The organism is Staphylococcus sp. GDY8P94P (genome assembly GCF_017892255.1).
In the GTDB taxonomy this organism is placed as follows: Bacteria; Bacillota; Bacilli; order Staphylococcales; family Staphylococcaceae; genus Staphylococcus; species Staphylococcus cohnii.
Map to the genome: position 1 here is coordinate 331,697 of NZ_JAESKU010000015.1, position 15,249 is coordinate 346,945.

Genomic DNA, 15,249 nt, shown 5'->3' on the forward strand with positions numbered 1-15,249 from the left:
TACTTTTCTATACATAATGTTATGAATCATTGTTGATTAATTCTATTTTACATCATTTTCATGTGACTTACATCTCAAAAATATTAAATAGGGTAAAATGTAAACATCTTAAAATTGTATATGAATGATTTAATCAATAGTCTAAATCATAACACAAATAAGGTATAATAAAAAAGCAACAACACAAGCTCAAATTGAAACTTGTATCATTGCCTTATTTTTAAAAAGTTGATTAATGGATATCGTCCCACCAGTGGAAGCCATCTCTACTCAATAGTAAATCACTCGCTAATGGACCATTTGTTCCAGCTGTATAATTAGGGAATTCTGGTTCATTTTGGTTCCACTCTTCTTGTATTGCATCAACAAATTTCCAAGTTGATTTTAATTCTTCCCAATGCGTAAAGTTAGTTGCATCTCCATTTAAACAGTCAAATAATAAATTTTCATAAGCATCCACTGTGTTCATTTTATCTTGTGCACTCATTGCGTATGATAGTTGAACTGGCTCAGTTTCAATGCCTTGTACATTCTTTTTAGCATTTAAGTGTAAAGAAACACCTTCATTTGGTTGAATATTAATAACTAATAGGTTGGAATCTAGTTTTTTATCTGTTTTATAGTATAAATTCATTGGAACTTCTTTGAATTCGACGACTACTTGTATCGTTTTACTCTTCATTCGTTTACCAGTTCTTATGTAGAACGGTACGCCAGCCCATCTAAAATTATCAATGGTTAGTTTACCAGAAACAAAAGTTGGCGTTGTAGAATCTTCTGCAACACGATCTTCATCTCTATATCTTTTAACTTGCTGTCCTTCTATGATACCTTCATCATATTGACCACGAACAAAGTTTTGACGAACTTCTTCAGGTTCTAGTTTGCGTAATGATTTTAAAGCCTTAACTTTTTCTGCTCTGATATCTTCACTATTTAAACTTATAGGTGCTTCCATTGCTAGCAAAGCAACCATTTGCAGCATATGGTTTTGGACCATATCTTTTAATGCACCACTAGATTCGTAGTAGCCACCTCTGTCTTCAACTCCAAGCACTTCCGAAGAAGTAACTTGAATGTTTGAAATATATTTGTTATTCCATAATGGTTCAAACATTGCATTAGCAAAACGAAGTACTTCAATATTTTGCACCATATCTTTACCAAGATAGTGGTCAATACGGTAAATTTCTTCTTCCTTAAATGAACGACGTAGTTGTTCATTTAATTTTTCAGCAGATTCTAAATCTGAACCAAATGGTTTTTCAATAACTAAACGTTTGAAACCAGTTGTATCTGTTAATCCAGAAGATTTTAAATAATCAGATATAACACCAAAGAAATTTGGAGCCATAGCTAAATAAAAGAGTCTATTACCTTGTAATTGGAAATCGTGATCTAATTTATTACTGAATTCTAATAGTGATTGATAACTTGCTTCGTCACTTACATCGTGTTTGTGATAAAATACGTGTTCCATAAATTTATCTAGGTGTTTAGTATCTTTAACATGTTCTTGAATTGACGACTTCACTTGACTACGGAAATCATCGTTTGTTAAGTCTCTTCTACCAATTCCAACGATTGCAATGTGCTCATTCAAATTTTCTTGTTGGTATAAATGGAATAATGATGGAAATAATTTTCTGTGACTAAGATCACCAGTTGCTCCAAAAATTGTAATTAAGCATGGGATATCTTTATTTCTAGTATTCAAGATCAAAACCTCAATTCTTTATTAAATCTGTATTTATTATAGACCAATACACCAGTATCTTCCCACAATTTTGCTTGTAATATCATATTTTATTATATTTTTAATACTTTTATATGATAAAATATGAACAAGAAGAGGAGGCATATGCATGGAAATTACGTTTTTTGGGACAAGTGCTGGTCTGCCAACTAAAGAAAGAAATACCCAAGCGATTGCATTAAATTTGGAACCATACTCCAATAGCATTTGGCTTTTTGATGTTGGTGAAGGCACACAGCATCAAATATTACACCATTCAATCAAATTAGGAAAAGTAGATCACATTTTTATTACGCATATGCATGGTGATCATATATTTGGTTTACCTGGGTTACTCACAAGTCGATCTTTTCAAGGGGGCGAAGATAAGCCTCTTACTATTATTGGTCCAAAAGGTATTAAATCATATATAGAAACTACTTTAACTTTATCAGAATCAAAATTAAATTATCCAATCACTTATATTGAAATAGAGGAACAACTTTCTTATCAACACAATGGATTTAATGTTGAAGCACATATGTTAAATCATGGTATTCCTTCTTTTGGATATAGGGTAGAAGCGCCATATAAATCTGGTAAAATCAATGTTGAAGCGCTCAGAAACATTGGTTTAGAACCAGGACCTAAATATCAAGATGTAAAAAACAATGAAACATTTGAATACAAAGGTGAGATTTATAACTCTAAAGATTTTAAAGATGAAGCAATTAAAGGCCCAGTCGTAGCAATTTTTGGAGATACTATGCCTTGTAAAAATGAAATGATAATTGCACGTGATGCAAATATCATGGTACATGAAAGTACATATATTGAAGGAGATAAATCATTAGCTAATAGCTATCACCATAGCCATATTGATGACGTTTTTGAATTGATGAGAGAAGCAAATGTTGACTATAGTTTAATAACACATATCAGCAATCGTTATACTAAAGAAGAGGTGTGCGATATTAGTAAATCGCTTAAAGCTTTGAGTAATACGCCACCATTTAGTTTTGTCAGTGATTTTGATTCTTGGCAATTTTAATAAATGAAAAGTGGGGCAGTTTTCTAAAAATTGTAGTATTTTACAATTTAGATTACTGTCCCACTTTTTTATAATAATTTAAGCTTTTTAAATTTTAATCATTGTCTTGGTTAGATAATTCAATACTTCTATTTACTGCAGAACGTAAACAATCTTCGAAAATAGCTTCTATATCATGATCTGCAAGCGCATTAAGGCCTGCTTGTGTTGTACCACCTTTAGAAGTAATATTTTTTCTTAACTGTTCCATACTCAATTCTGAGCGTTCTATCATTTTGCTCGTCCCTATGATTAAATTACGAATTGATTCTTCTACCTGTGATTTTTCCAAACCCAAACGTGTACCCGCTGTGACATATTGCTCAAAGACATGGTATAAAAAAGCTGGACCGCTTCCAGTAATTGCTGTAACTTGATGCAAATTATCTTCTGAAACTTCTATCGCAGATCCAAATGCGTTTATTAAATTATCAACTTCTTCTTTTGACTTAGCGCCAAAATTATTGGAAAAGCTAATACCAGTAACTGAATGTCCAACATGGGCATTTGTGTTTGGCATGATACGTGCAATTGGGTTGTTAGAAGCCAATTTTTCACGAATATAGTTTATCGGTAAACCAGCCATAATAGAAATGAATTTATTTTTTTCTGCAATATATGGCTTAATACGCTCTGCTAAATCATCAAAATCATATGGTTTCGTTCCTAAGAATACATAATCTGCATCTTTTAACAATGCTGCATCATCATAGCTATAATTAACACCTAACTCGTCAGCATATTCTTTTAATGCAACTTCATTTGAACGATTCGTTAAATAAATATTATTAGAATCAATCACTTTAGAACTAACAATACCTGTAAAAATTGCATGCGCCATATTTCCGGCACCATAAAATACTAGTTTCATGTGAAGACTTCACTTCCTCTTTGCTTTTTATGTTTCCATACTAACATAGATTTAAATTATGGCTAAGAATTTTTAAAGACCTGTGGCAAAATATCGTTTACTCTCATATACTTAAACTATGAATTTAAAGCAAGGAGAATTTACTATGATAGGTAAACATTTTGTGTTAACTGGTGGTACAAGTGGATTAGGTAAAGCTATATTAAAAGCATTATTATCTAAAAGAGCATATGTTACTGTACTTGCCCGAAATCCAGATAAACTAAAACAATTCGCAACGCAATATGATACGGAACATCTAAATATCATTAAATGCGATTTACAATCACAACAAGAAATCATTGATTTAAAGGAATACTTTCAATACCAAACCATTGATGGACTTATATACAGTTCTGGCCTTGGGTATTTTAAATCTATTGAAGACCATACATTTGTAGAAATGCTTGAAACATATAAATTAAATGTGCTCCATTTCAATATATTAATGAAAGTTCTACAACCGGCATTCTCAAAAAATCCAATAATAGTAGGTATCGGTAGCCAAGCTGCCTTTATAAGTCAAGGTTATGCTGCACATTATGGTGCAAGTAAAGCAGCTTTTAACCAATTATTAAATGCACTGCGTATCGAGAAACCAAATTATCATATTATGACTGTTAATACTGGGCCAATAGCGACACCATTTCATGAAAAAGCAGATCCATCTATGAAATTTGCCAAAAAATACAGGGACATGATGCTTGACCCTGAAAAATTAGCAAACCAAATTATCAATGGTATAATTGAGAAAAAATTAGAAATCAATCAACCTAGATGGATGCACCATTTATTAAAAATTTATCAATTGATGCCACGGTTTATAGAAAAAAACTTCGCTTCATTATTTAAGAACAAAGGTTAGCACTTATTCAAAGTTTGGAAATATTCATTTTGACTACAGCATTAAAATAGAAGACAACAATGTCATGGATTATGAAGCTTTTTAAACATAAAAACGTCAATTTCTATAAAATCATAAGAGAAATTGACGTTTTTGCTTTGATAGAAGTTATTTATATTTTTATCTTTGCTCAGACATAGATGTTTTAGGACAACGAAAAGAGATTTATTTTAAATGTTGGGTATATTCTAAATTTTTCACTCGATCTTGCGCTGCTTTTAATGCTTCTAAACTTATATCTTTTGAACGTTGATAATTTTTTACATTTTCATCTAGTTGATCTGTACTACTTGCACCTACAATGATAGAACCTAATGCATCATGAGAAGTTAAATAATTAAAAGTAAGTGCAGATAAATTACTTTCAATTTCTTTAATTGATGCAATTGTTTCTCCAAGTTCTTGATAAGTATAATCAAAAATACCATCACTAAATTTTGAATCTAACACAGTGTTACTTTTAGCAGTTAATAACCCTTTAAATACTGGACCACGTGCTAGTACTTTAACTTTTTTAGCATGTACATCATCTAAAAGTTGCTCTGGTCTGTTATCAATTAAGTTAAATTGAGACATTAGCGTTTCGATATCGCTATGTTCTAAATAGTAATCAATCACGTTCGGTCTGATTGAAGAAATACCATAAGCACGGATAATACCTTCTTTCTTTAATTCATCGAAAGCACTAATTGTTTCATCAATTGGATCCTCGATTGTACCACCGTGTAACTGATATAAATCTAAATGATCTAATCCGAGTCTTTTCAAGGATCCTTTCACTGCTTCTTTGATATAAGATTTAGAAGGATCCCAAGTTGTAGAACCATCTTCTGTTAAACGATTTCCTACTTTTGTACCAATAATGATATCATCTCTATTTTGATATTTTTTTAAAGTCTCACCAACAATTGTTTCGTTTACACCTTTGTCATACATATCAGCTGTATCAAAATACGTGATACCATGTTCAATTGCACGTTCAATGATAGGCTCTGCTTGTTTCTTACTTGTTCCAAGACTCATACAACCTAAACCTAATTCTGAAATTTCTATACCGCTTTTCAAAACATTTTTTTGCATGTTTTATCTCCTTTCGATACACTTGAATAATAGGGCGTAGACGTAATAAAGTAAGATGGATTTTCAATATTAAATCTATACATAACAAAATGAAACAAGTATATGTTCATTCGCTATTCCCATAATAACTAATGAGTACATCTTAACAATATCTTAAATCAATTAAAAGGACTGTGATTTTTTATGAACCTATTTGAAAAGACTTTACATAGCACTTCTATTTATAAAGGGACAATCATTGATTTAGAAGTCCACGATGTTGAACTACCCGATGGACAAACTTCTAAACGTGAATTGATATACCACAATGGTGCTGTCGCAGTTTGTCCAATTACACCTGAAAACAAAGTGATATTAGTGAAACAATTTCGTAAAGCTTGTGAAAAACCACTTTTAGAAATTCCTGCAGGCAAATTGGAACAAGGCGAAGAACGAATTTCAGCTGCCAAACGTGAACTTGAAGAAGAAACAGGTTATATTGCTGATGAATTAGAACATATAACTGAAATGTATGGTTCTCCAGGTTTCTCAAATGAGAAATTATCAATTTATATAGCTGAAAATTTAACAAAAGGTAAAATGCAATTAGATGAAGATGAATTTTTAGAATTAGCATATTATGATATGAACGAAATTAAAACGTTGTTAGACAATAAAGAAATAGAAGACGCAAAAACAATAATTGCTTTGCAACATTTATTACTTAATTATAATCATTATAAATAAGATGCGAGAATACTTGCGAATTTTATCAATTATTGGTATTTTATATATATATATCATAACTAAATTAAAATGATTATAATTATTAGTAGGGGAGTGAGGCTTCCGTGGAAGAACGATTAAATCGCGTGAAGCAACAATTACAGCAATCATCTTATAAATTGACGCCACAACGTGAAGCAACTTTAAGAGTTTTAATTGAAAATGAAAAAGATCATTTAAGTGCTGAAGATGTATATTTGAAAGTTAAAGACAAAGCACCTGAAATTGGGCTTGCAACTGTATATCGTACTTTAGAATTGCTAGCAGAATTAAAAGTGGTAGATAAAATAAATTTCGGCGATGGTGTTGCTCGATTCGATTTGAGAAAAGAAGGAGCAAAACATTTTCATCACCATCTTGTTTGTATGGAATGTGGTAAAGTAGAAGAAATCGAAGAAGACTTATTACCTCGTGTAGAGGAAAGAGTTGAAAATGAATTTGACTTTAAAATATTAGACCATCGTTTAACATTCCATGGTATTTGTGCGTCATGTCAAGCAAAAGGGAAATAAATTTAAAAATACTATTTCAGAAATAGAGGTAGTACAGTGAAAAATATTATAGATGAATATTTGAAATTTATACAATTAGAAAAAGGGTTAAGTGTAAATACAATTGGTGCATATCGAAGAGATTTAAAGAAATATGATGAATTTTTAACATTACACAAAATTAGTCATATTGATTTTGTGGATAGACAACTCATTCAAGAATGTTTGGGTCACTTACATGATGAAGGTGCATCTTCAAAATCATTAGCTCGCTTCATTTCTACTATTCGTAGTTTTCATCAGTTTGCATTAAGAGAAAAATATGCAGCAAAAGACCCAACGGTATTAATAGAAACACCTAAATATGATCGTAAATTACCAGATGTTTTAGAAATAGATGAAGTACTGAGACTATTAGAAACACCTGATTTATCTAAAAACAACGGTTATAGAGATCGCACAATGTTAGAATTACTTTATGCTACCGGCATGCGTGTATCAGAACTGATTCAGATTGAATTAGAAGACGTTAATTTAATTATGGGCTTTATACGTGTTTTTGGTAAAGGTAATAAAGAAAGAATTGTACCATTAGGCGATACAGTGATTGAATACTTAAACACTTATTTAGAAACGGTAAGACCACAATTATTAAAAAATACGGTCACTGATACACTATTTTTAAACATGCACGGCAAACCTTTATCGAGACAAGCGATATGGAAAATGATTAAACAAAATGGTATCAAAGCAAATATAATAAAAACTTTAACACCACATACATTAAGACATTCATTTGCTACCCATTTACTTGAAAACGGAGCAGATTTACGTGCAGTACAAGAAATGCTCGGTCATTCTGATATATCAACAACACAATTGTATACACACGTTTCGAAATCACAAATTCGTAAGATGTATAACGAATTTCATCCAAGAGCATAAACACAGACTGGTTTATTCGATTGAATAACTGGACTGTGTTTTTTTATTGATGCCATAGCATGTAAAAAATCATCTACGTAAGTAAAGTGTTTATACTGATCTATTTCGCGCTTGTAATGCACGTTTTCTTGCCGCTTCAACTTCAGTTCTATCCCTTTTTAAATGGTGATCTATGATATAATCATCTTCAATTTTATAATATGTCAGCACATAATTGGGGTATTTTTCTAATATAATTTGTTCCATTTTATCTGTTAAAGGTAGATGAATTGGCTCAAAAGATTTCTCTTTTTTTGCAGCTTTAATTAATCCAACTAGCAGCCTTTTATACGGTTGTATGTCTAGTCCAATATTAATCGCTGAATCATAGTTTTCAATAACTTTTAATGCCTTATTAAAAGATTTGTGGGCGCCTACATAATTATGTCTACGGTAATGATAAGATCCAGTTGCAATCAATATAAGACTCACAACAGCATCATTCTTATTGTAATTTGGGTTGGTTTTCCAAGCTTCTTCTAAAATATCGTGACAAAGAAAATAATGTTGCTTTGTATGAAATTGAAAATAAAAATCTTTTATTGCATTTTTCAACATGAATATCGCTCCGATTTTAAATGTTTATAATAAACATGCTATAATAATTTAGTGAATTACGCACTTAACTTGCTAATATGAGGTAGATAAAATGTATGAAGTAAAACTGGATGCCTTTAATGGTCCTTTAGATTTATTATTGCATCTTATTCAAAAATTTGAAATTGATATTTATGATATACCAATGAAATCTTTAACGGAACAGTATATGCAATATATACATGCGATGAGTCAATTAGAAATTAATGTGGCAAGTGAATATTTAGTTATGGCTTCAGAATTACTTATGATAAAAAGCAAAATGCTATTGCCTCATTCAGAAGAAGTTGACGATTTAGATGATGACCCACGCGAAAATTTAGTTGAGAGATTAATTGAATATCAAAACTATAAAGAATACACAGTGCTCTTAAACGAAAAAAGGGCGGAAAGAGAAAAGTATTATTCAAAACATCCAACGGATTTAACGCACTTAGAATCAAATGAAACTTGGGACCCTAATAATACGATTGATTTAACAGAGTTGATCATAGCTTACCAAAAAGTGAAAAATCGTGTTGAATACCAAACACCTAAATCCGTTGATATTCGAAAAGAAACGTTTACAATTCAACAAGCTACTTCACAAGTAACTCAACGTTTACAAAAACATGAATCATTCAACTTTTTTAGTTTATTTAATTTTACTGAACCATTGGAAATGGTTGTTACTCATTTCCTTGCGATACTAGAAATGTCTAAATCTGGAATAGTAAATATTGAACAACAAAAAAGCTTTGACGATATTAATATTTTAAGAGGAGTTAATTATGGTATTGAACGATAAAGGAATCCTGGAAGCATTACTTTATACTGCAGGTGATGAAGGACTTGAAGAAAAACAAATTCTAGAAATTTTAGACATTGAGCAAGATCGTTTTCATACATTAATAAAAGAATATGACGCTTGTGGCTTAGAAATCCAACATTATGGGGAACATTATGTCTTAACAACAAAAAAAGACGCGTCAGAATACATTGAGAAGTTAATAGAACAAAAATCTAAAATGAAATTATCGCAAGCAGCAATGGAAGCTTTATCGATAATAGCATATAATCAGCCATTATCTAGAAGTGATATCGAAATGATTAGAGGCATTAATTCTGACGGTGCCGTCAAAACTCTAATAGCACGTGGTTTAATTGAAGCTAAAGATGAGGAAGATTCCAGAAGCCAACAATTATATACAACAGCGTTATTTTTAAATGTATTTGGTATTGAACATTTAGATGATTTACCAACTACTGATGAAGAAGACGAAGAAATAGAAGCTTTCTTTAGTAATTTAGTAAATCAAAAAGGAGATAATAATGAATAAAGAAACAGAAAGATTACAAAAACGTATCGCAAATAGTGGTTATACATCAAGACGTAAAGCTGAAACATTAATTACAGAAGGTAAAGTAAAAGTAAATGGTGAAATTGAAACAGAATTAGGTACTAAAGTTAAACCAACAGATACGGTGGAAGTTGAAGGAATTAAATTAGAACAAGAAGATAAACTATATATTCTTTTCTATAAACCTTCGCAAGTTATCACTAGCGTATCAGATGACAAAGGTAGAAAGGTCGTTACTGATTATTTTAAACAAATTAAGACAAGGATTTATCCAGTCGGACGTTTAGATTATGATACATCAGGGTTACTTTTACTTACCAACGATGGTGAGTTTACTAACTTAATGACACACCCTCGTTATAAAATCAAAAAGAAATATGTAGTTAAATTAAAAGGTTATCTAATGCGTGAAGAAGTTAAAGCATTAGAACAAGGTATTAATTTAGAAGATGGAAAAACACAACCTGCAACAGTTAAAGTCAAAAACCAAGATAAAGATAAAAACACTACACTTGTTGAAATTACAATAACTGAAGGTCGCAATAGACAAGTCAGACGCATGTTTGAACACTTTGGTCATCAAGTATCAAAATTACAGCGCATAGAATTTGGTCCTTTAAATCTAAAAGGACTCAATGCAGGTGAAGGTCGCGTACTTACACCTCACGAAGTAAAAACGATACGTCAAATTGCAGAACATGGACATTAATTACGACTTTACTTTAACAAATACTTGATATTGATAATTTTTTCACAAACTTTTCATTCATAAACACTTTTATAGCTCAACCTATGATATAATATGGTTGAAATTGAAAGTTAGCAGTGTGGGAGGGTACGAACCTATGTCAAACGAAATACTTATCGTCGATGATGAAGATAGAATCAGACGATTATTAAAATTGTACTTAGAAAGAGAATCTTTTGAAACTCATGAAGCTAGAGACGGACAAGAAGCATACAAAATGGCAATGGAACATGATTATGCATGTATCTTATTAGATTTAATGTTGCCAGAAATGGATGGCATTACTGTGGCATCTAGATTAAGAGAGCAAAAGGAAACACCAATTATTATGTTAACTGCTAAAGGAGAAGAAACAAACCGCGTAGAAGGTTTTGAATCCGGTGCAGATGATTATATTGTAAAACCATTTTCACCGCGTGAAGTGGTTTTACGTGTCAAAGCTTTATTAAGAAGAACTCAAGTTGCGCATACAGAACAAAGCGAACCACATGCACGAGATTTAATAGAGTTTGAACATCTTGTGATTGATAATGACGCACACCGTGTGCTAGCAGATGGCAACCAAGTAAACTTAACTCCAAAAGAATATGAACTTTTAATCTTTTTAGCAAAAACGCCAAATAAAGTCTTTGATCGTGAACAACTTTTAAAAGAAGTATGGCACTATGAATTTTACGGAGATTTGCGTACTGTTGATACACATGTAAAACGTTTAAGAGAGAAATTAAATCGCGTTTCTGATGAAGCTGCCCAAATGATTCAAACTGTTTGGGGCGTTGGTTATAAATTCGAGGTTAAATCTGAAAATGAACCGACTCAATAACGTAGTAGTAAAACTGTGGTTAACTATAATCTTTATAGTAACGACAGTTTTAATTTTATTAAGTGCAGCACTTATAACGTTTATACAATCTTACTTTACGCAAGAAACAGAAGATTCATTACTTGAAGATGCTAAAAGAATAAGTCATTTAGTTGAGAATTCTGATGATAAAACAACTGCCATAAAACATAGTAAATCCCTTATCGAGGGACCAGTAGGGCTCATCATCATGAACCATAAACATATGGATAGTATTAATAATGATGAGACAAAAGAAAAGATGTTCAAAGAAATTAAAGGTAATAAAAACTATGAAAAAGTGTTCGATCGAGGAAAACAGATATCAGAGCACGTGACAATTGATATGAATAAACAGCAAAAAACTTATGTTTTAATAGGCTATCCATCAAAAAATCTAGAGTCTAGTCCTCATAATAGTAAATATAGTGGTGTTTTTATCTATCAAGATTTGAAAACGATAGAGGATACTAATAATGTTATTACAGTCATTATATTAATTATTGCAATAATCTTTTTATCTATTACAACTGTGTTTGCCTTTTTCTTATCATCACGAATTACAAAACCGCTTAGAAATTTAAGAACACAAGCATTAAAAGTTTCTAAAGGGGACTATGCTCAAGTAGTTCCTGTTAATTCTCGAGATGAAATTGGAGAATTATCACGTGCTTTTAACACGATGAGTTCCGAAATACAACAACATATAGACGCATTATCCTCATCTAAAAATATCAGAGATAGTTTAATAAATTCTATGGTTGAAGGTGTACTTGGCTTTAATGATAAACAAGAAATAATCATATCAAACAAGATGGCACAAAATATTTTAAAGATATTAGATACTCACGATTTAGACAAGCTTGATCGTCAAAACGAATTAACATTTAAAACTCAACAAACACAATTCGAAGAATATGAAATTAGTACACGTTATTTTGTCATTATTACAAGTTATATTGAACAAATTCAACCTGATGGTAGAAGTGGTATTGTGGCTATTATTCGTGATATGACAAATGAGCATAATATTGATCAAATGAAAAAAGATTTTATTGCTAATGTATCACATGAATTACGTACACCTATTTCATTATTACAAGGGTATACAGAGTCGATTGTTGATGGTATTGTAACAGAGCCAGACGAAATACATGAATCATTGTCAATTGTCCTTGATGAAACAAAACGTTTAAATCGATTAGTAAATGAATTGCTCAATGTTGCACGAATGGATGCTGAAGGACTAACTGTAGAAAAAGTTAAACAACCCATTGATCCGCTGCTAAGTAGAATGCAACAAAAATACCAAAAACAAGCAAATGATTTAAAGTTAACAATGAATTTAAATCCAAATACACACAACCAATTATGGTATTTCGACACTGATAGAATTGAACAAGTGTTGACCAATCTCATTGATAATGCTACCAGATATACAGAACCTGGTGATTTAATATCAATTAGTTATGGAGAAACAGAAAGTGAAAATATCTTATACATTTCAGACACAGGATCTGGTATTGCTCCAGAACATTTACAACAAGTATTTGATCGTTTCTATAAAGTTGATACTGCTCGAAAACGGGGCAAACAGGGGACTGGTTTAGGATTGTTTATCTGTCGTATGATTATTGATGAACACGGAGGAACGATTGACGTTAAAAGTGAGCTTGGCAAAGGCACTACTTTTATAATTAATCTACCAAAACCAACAGATGAATATGAAAACACTTGATTATCAATTAATTAGTATAAAGTAAAATTTGATTTAGTTTATAAATATAAATATTTATAAAGCATGAGTGTTCTGAAAAGGCGAGATAAGAAATCACTATTTTAATATTGATTTCCAATCTCGTCTTTTTTAAAATAATATCATTTAATTAGAATAGAGCACGTCTATTGTTTTTATCTGAGTAATAGGCTATGATATATTTATAAAATTTAAGAAATTCATCTTCGGGGTAGGGTGTAATTCCCAACCGGCAGTAATTTAAGCCTGCGACCCGTTTATCTATTAATGAGATAAATGGCTGATCTAGTGTAAATCTAGAGCCGACAGTATAGTCTGGATGGGAGAAGATGGAGGGTTTTTGTTGTGCAATTAAATCCTCCTTTTCTGTGTAAGATGAATGGAAGGAGATAATTGAATATGCAACAACAAACCAAACGACTTATTACAATAAGTATGTTAAGTGCGGTGTCATTTATTTTGATGTTTATAAAATTTCCAATTCCGTTTTTACCGCCGTATTTGACATTAGACTTTAGTGATATCCCAGCTTTATTAGCAACTTTTAGTTTAGGACCAGTAGCCGGTATTATTATATTATTTATAAAAAATTTACTTAATTTCTTATTTAATATAGGCGATCCAGTGGGTCCCATTGCTAATTTCTTGGCTGGTGCTAGCTTTATTTTAAGTGCTTTTTATATTATTAAAAATAAACATACTGTCAAAACACAAATTATTGGATTTGCTATAGCGACGATTCTGATGACTATTGTCTTAAGTATTTTAAACTATTTTGTTTTATTACCACTATATGGCATGATCATGAATTTAACTAATGTAGTAGAAAATATTAAAATTGTTATAGTTTCAGGTGTTATACCTTTTAACATAATAAAAGGTATCATAATTTCTTTAATATTTATGCTACTATTCAAACGTTTGGAAAAAATTTTACTTAACTAATAATTAATTACACGTTTAAGTCTAAAAATATGAAACAAATAAGAATAAAAGACTAGAGATTGGCTGAGATAAATTTAATATCTCAGCTTCTTTCGTTATTAAAAAGTTTTGATAAATTTGAAACTTGAAGGAAGTTATTACCATTTATAATGTCTCTTTATTTGTTGTGCTTAACGCCTCATTTATAACGATTTTGTATGTGCTGACGCCCAGGGAAAAGATATGAGTGAGAGACTACTGGCTCGAACCATATCCCCGGGCAAGCATGCACGATCAAAATCGTAAGTTTTTTATATAAAATGGACTCATCCATCATGTGTATTCAAATTAAGTTATATCTTTTGGTTAATTAAAAATATGACTTTCTATTAGTTGTACAAGTTAAATAATACGAGGCTTTTTTATTGTATTAAAACACATCACTTATAGAGATTTTGCATCGTGCTGACGCCCGGGGGAATGATATGAGCGAGAGACTACAGGCTCGAGCCATATCCCCAGGCAAGCATGCACGATCAAAATCGTAAAATATTAAAAAAAATAACCAATCCTTTTGTATACGGATTGGTCATTTATTTTGTAAATAATATTTATGTACAAAGCTTTACTCGTTCATTTCCAAATAATCATCTGCATAACGTTTACATTTTCCTAATATAAAAGCTCAGCGTTTTCATTAATACAATGAATACACTGAGCTTATATAAATTAAATTCATTCAAAAATGAACATCTATTTGATTAATTTTATTATTCAAATTTTAAAGGGTCGCCGTCAAAAGATTCCTCCTCAATTTTAATAGAATCTGTAGGACAACCTTCTAATGCATCTTCCATGTCTTCATATAATTCTTCTGGTACTTCCGCAGTACCTTGGTTATCATCTAGTATAACGTATGCGATACCTTCATCGTCGTAATCATATATATCAGGGGCAGCAGCACCGCAAGCACCACATGCAATGCATGTATCCATATCAACAATTGTATATTTAGCCAAACTCTTCGCCTCCTTTAACAAACATGCTACACTAATAACACAATTAGTATTGTAGTTACTGTTTT

At 31.2% G+C, this 15,249-nt stretch carries 16 protein-coding genes and 1 riboswitch; of the genes, 11 read left to right on the forward strand and 5 right to left on the reverse strand.

From position 1 onward, the window contains the following. Positions 1–232: 232 nt before the first annotated feature. A complete protein-coding gene (zwf, locus tag KA926_RS11055) occupies positions 233–1,717 on the reverse strand; it encodes a glucose-6-phosphate dehydrogenase (RefSeq protein ID WP_107504956.1) in 1,485 nt (494 codons plus the stop codon). Positions 1,718–1,865: 148 nt separating this feature from the next. Here zwf and rnz point away from each other — a divergent pair, with 148 nt between their 5' ends. Then, positions 1,866–2,786 carry a ribonuclease Z gene (rnz, locus tag KA926_RS11060; protein WP_210144356.1) on the forward strand — a complete coding sequence of 307 codons (921 nt, stop codon included), beginning with the start codon at positions 1,866–1,868 and terminating at the stop codon, positions 2,784–2,786. A gap of 94 nt (positions 2,787–2,880) precedes the next feature. Here rnz and proC read toward each other — a convergent pair whose 3' ends face one another. Further along, positions 2,881–3,696 (reverse strand): pyrroline-5-carboxylate reductase, encoded by an 816-nt coding sequence (gene proC / locus KA926_RS11065; protein ID WP_107385121.1) that lies wholly within the window; start codon positions 3,694–3,696, stop codon positions 2,881–2,883. Positions 3,697–3,841: 145 nt separating this feature from the next. Between proC and KA926_RS11070 the strand changes: the two genes are divergently transcribed. After that, positions 3,842–4,600: an SDR family NAD(P)-dependent oxidoreductase gene (locus tag KA926_RS11070; RefSeq protein WP_210144357.1), complete on the forward strand. Its 759-nt coding sequence runs from the start codon at positions 3,842–3,844 to the stop codon at positions 4,598–4,600. A 204-nt stretch (positions 4,601–4,804) separates the two neighbouring features. Here KA926_RS11070 and KA926_RS11075 read toward each other — a convergent pair whose 3' ends face one another. Then, positions 4,805–5,719 carry an aldo/keto reductase gene (locus tag KA926_RS11075; RefSeq protein ID WP_210144358.1) on the reverse strand — a complete coding sequence of 305 codons (915 nt, stop codon included), beginning with the start codon at positions 5,717–5,719 and terminating at the stop codon, positions 4,805–4,807. 183 nt (positions 5,720–5,902) lie between these two features. Between KA926_RS11075 and KA926_RS11080 the strand changes: the two genes are divergently transcribed. The 3 genes from KA926_RS11080 (at position 5,903) to xerD (ending at position 7,920) form a co-directional block, all read left to right on the forward strand. Continuing rightward, positions 5,903–6,445, forward strand: coding sequence for an NUDIX hydrolase (locus KA926_RS11080; protein WP_107517937.1), 543 nt, complete (start codon positions 5,903–5,905; stop codon positions 6,443–6,445). A gap of 104 nt (positions 6,446–6,549) precedes the next feature. Further along, complete coding sequence (fur, locus tag KA926_RS11085) at positions 6,550–6,996, forward strand: ferric iron uptake transcriptional regulator (RefSeq protein ID WP_210144359.1); 447 nt, start codon at positions 6,550–6,552, stop codon at positions 6,994–6,996. A gap of 36 nt (positions 6,997–7,032) precedes the next feature. Next, positions 7,033–7,920 (forward strand): site-specific tyrosine recombinase XerD, encoded by an 888-nt coding sequence (gene xerD, locus KA926_RS11090; protein ID WP_210144360.1) that lies wholly within the window; start codon positions 7,033–7,035, stop codon positions 7,918–7,920. 90 nt (positions 7,921–8,010) lie between these two features. Here the strand turns inward: xerD and KA926_RS11095 are convergent, their stop codons facing one another. After that, a complete protein-coding gene (locus KA926_RS11095) occupies positions 8,011–8,517 on the reverse strand; it encodes a DUF309 domain-containing protein (RefSeq protein ID WP_210144361.1) in 507 nt (168 codons plus the stop codon). Positions 8,518–8,608: 91 nt separating this feature from the next. On the opposite strand from KA926_RS11095, the gene KA926_RS11100 reads away from it, so the two are divergent. From KA926_RS11100 to KA926_RS11125, 6 genes are all read left to right on the forward strand, one after another. Then, positions 8,609–9,343 carry a segregation and condensation protein A gene (locus KA926_RS11100; RefSeq protein WP_107385275.1) on the forward strand — a complete coding sequence of 245 codons (735 nt, stop codon included), beginning with the start codon at positions 8,609–8,611 and terminating at the stop codon, positions 9,341–9,343. Further along, positions 9,327–9,875 carry an SMC-Scp complex subunit ScpB gene (gene scpB, locus KA926_RS11105; protein WP_210144362.1) on the forward strand — a complete coding sequence of 183 codons (549 nt, stop codon included), beginning with the start codon at positions 9,327–9,329 and terminating at the stop codon, positions 9,873–9,875. Before KA926_RS11100 ends, scpB begins: the two co-directional genes overlap by 17 nt. Further along, a complete protein-coding gene (locus KA926_RS11110; RefSeq protein WP_107385273.1) occupies positions 9,868–10,605 on the forward strand; it encodes a pseudouridine synthase in 738 nt (245 codons plus the stop codon). The genes scpB and KA926_RS11110 overlap by 8 nt, the downstream gene beginning before the upstream one ends. 136 nt (positions 10,606–10,741) lie before the next feature. Then, on the forward strand, positions 10,742–11,467 hold the full coding sequence (locus KA926_RS11115; protein WP_107385272.1) for a response regulator transcription factor: 726 nt from the start codon (positions 10,742–10,744) through the stop codon (positions 11,465–11,467). Beyond that, on the forward strand, positions 11,451–13,223 hold the full coding sequence (locus KA926_RS11120; RefSeq protein ID WP_210144363.1) for an ATP-binding protein: 1,773 nt from the start codon (positions 11,451–11,453) through the stop codon (positions 13,221–13,223). Before KA926_RS11115 ends, KA926_RS11120 begins: the two co-directional genes overlap by 17 nt. A gap of 216 nt (positions 13,224–13,439) precedes the next feature. Beyond that, positions 13,440–13,576, forward strand: a riboswitch (FMN riboswitch). Positions 13,577–13,640: 64 nt separating this feature from the next. After that, positions 13,641–14,186 carry an ECF transporter S component gene (locus KA926_RS11125; RefSeq protein WP_210144364.1) on the forward strand — a complete coding sequence of 182 codons (546 nt, stop codon included), beginning with the start codon at positions 13,641–13,643 and terminating at the stop codon, positions 14,184–14,186. A 749-nt stretch (positions 14,187–14,935) separates the two neighbouring features. Here KA926_RS11125 and KA926_RS11130 read toward each other — a convergent pair. Beyond that, positions 14,936–15,184: a ferredoxin gene (locus KA926_RS11130; protein WP_019468351.1), complete on the reverse strand. Its 249-nt coding sequence runs from the start codon at positions 15,182–15,184 to the stop codon at positions 14,936–14,938. Positions 15,185–15,249: the final 65 nt, after the last annotated feature.

Excerpts from the sequence above, each read along its gene's own strand:
- KA926_RS11125 (WP_210144364.1), top strand. The coding sequence starts at position 13,641 with ATGCAACAACAAACCAAACGACTTATTACAATAAGTATGTTAAGTGCG.
- KA926_RS11100 (WP_107385275.1), top strand. The coding sequence starts at position 8,609 with ATGTATGAAGTAAAACTGGATGCCTTTAATGGTCCTTTAGATTTATTA.
- scpB (WP_210144362.1), top strand. The coding sequence starts at position 9,327 with ATGGTATTGAACGATAAAGGAATCCTGGAAGCATTACTTTATACTGCA.
- KA926_RS11070 (WP_210144357.1), top strand. The coding sequence starts at position 3,842 with ATGATAGGTAAACATTTTGTGTTAACTGGTGGTACAAGTGGATTAGGT.
- KA926_RS11115 (WP_107385272.1), top strand. The coding sequence starts at position 10,742 with ATGTCAAACGAAATACTTATCGTCGATGATGAAGATAGAATCAGACGA.
- KA926_RS11095 (WP_210144361.1), bottom strand. The coding sequence starts at position 8,517 with ATGTTGAAAAATGCAATAAAAGATTTTTATTTTCAATTTCATACAAAG.
- rnz (WP_210144356.1), top strand. The coding sequence starts at position 1,866 with ATGGAAATTACGTTTTTTGGGACAAGTGCTGGTCTGCCAACTAAAGAA.
- KA926_RS11120 (WP_210144363.1), top strand. The coding sequence starts at position 11,451 with ATGAACCGACTCAATAACGTAGTAGTAAAACTGTGGTTAACTATAATC.
- KA926_RS11080 (WP_107517937.1), top strand. The coding sequence starts at position 5,903 with ATGAACCTATTTGAAAAGACTTTACATAGCACTTCTATTTATAAAGGG.
- KA926_RS11110 (WP_107385273.1), top strand. The coding sequence starts at position 9,868 with ATGAATAAAGAAACAGAAAGATTACAAAAACGTATCGCAAATAGTGGT.
- proC (WP_107385121.1), bottom strand. The coding sequence starts at position 3,696 with ATGAAACTAGTATTTTATGGTGCCGGAAATATGGCGCATGCAATTTTT.
- KA926_RS11075 (WP_210144358.1), bottom strand. The coding sequence starts at position 5,719 with ATGCAAAAAAATGTTTTGAAAAGCGGTATAGAAATTTCAGAATTAGGT.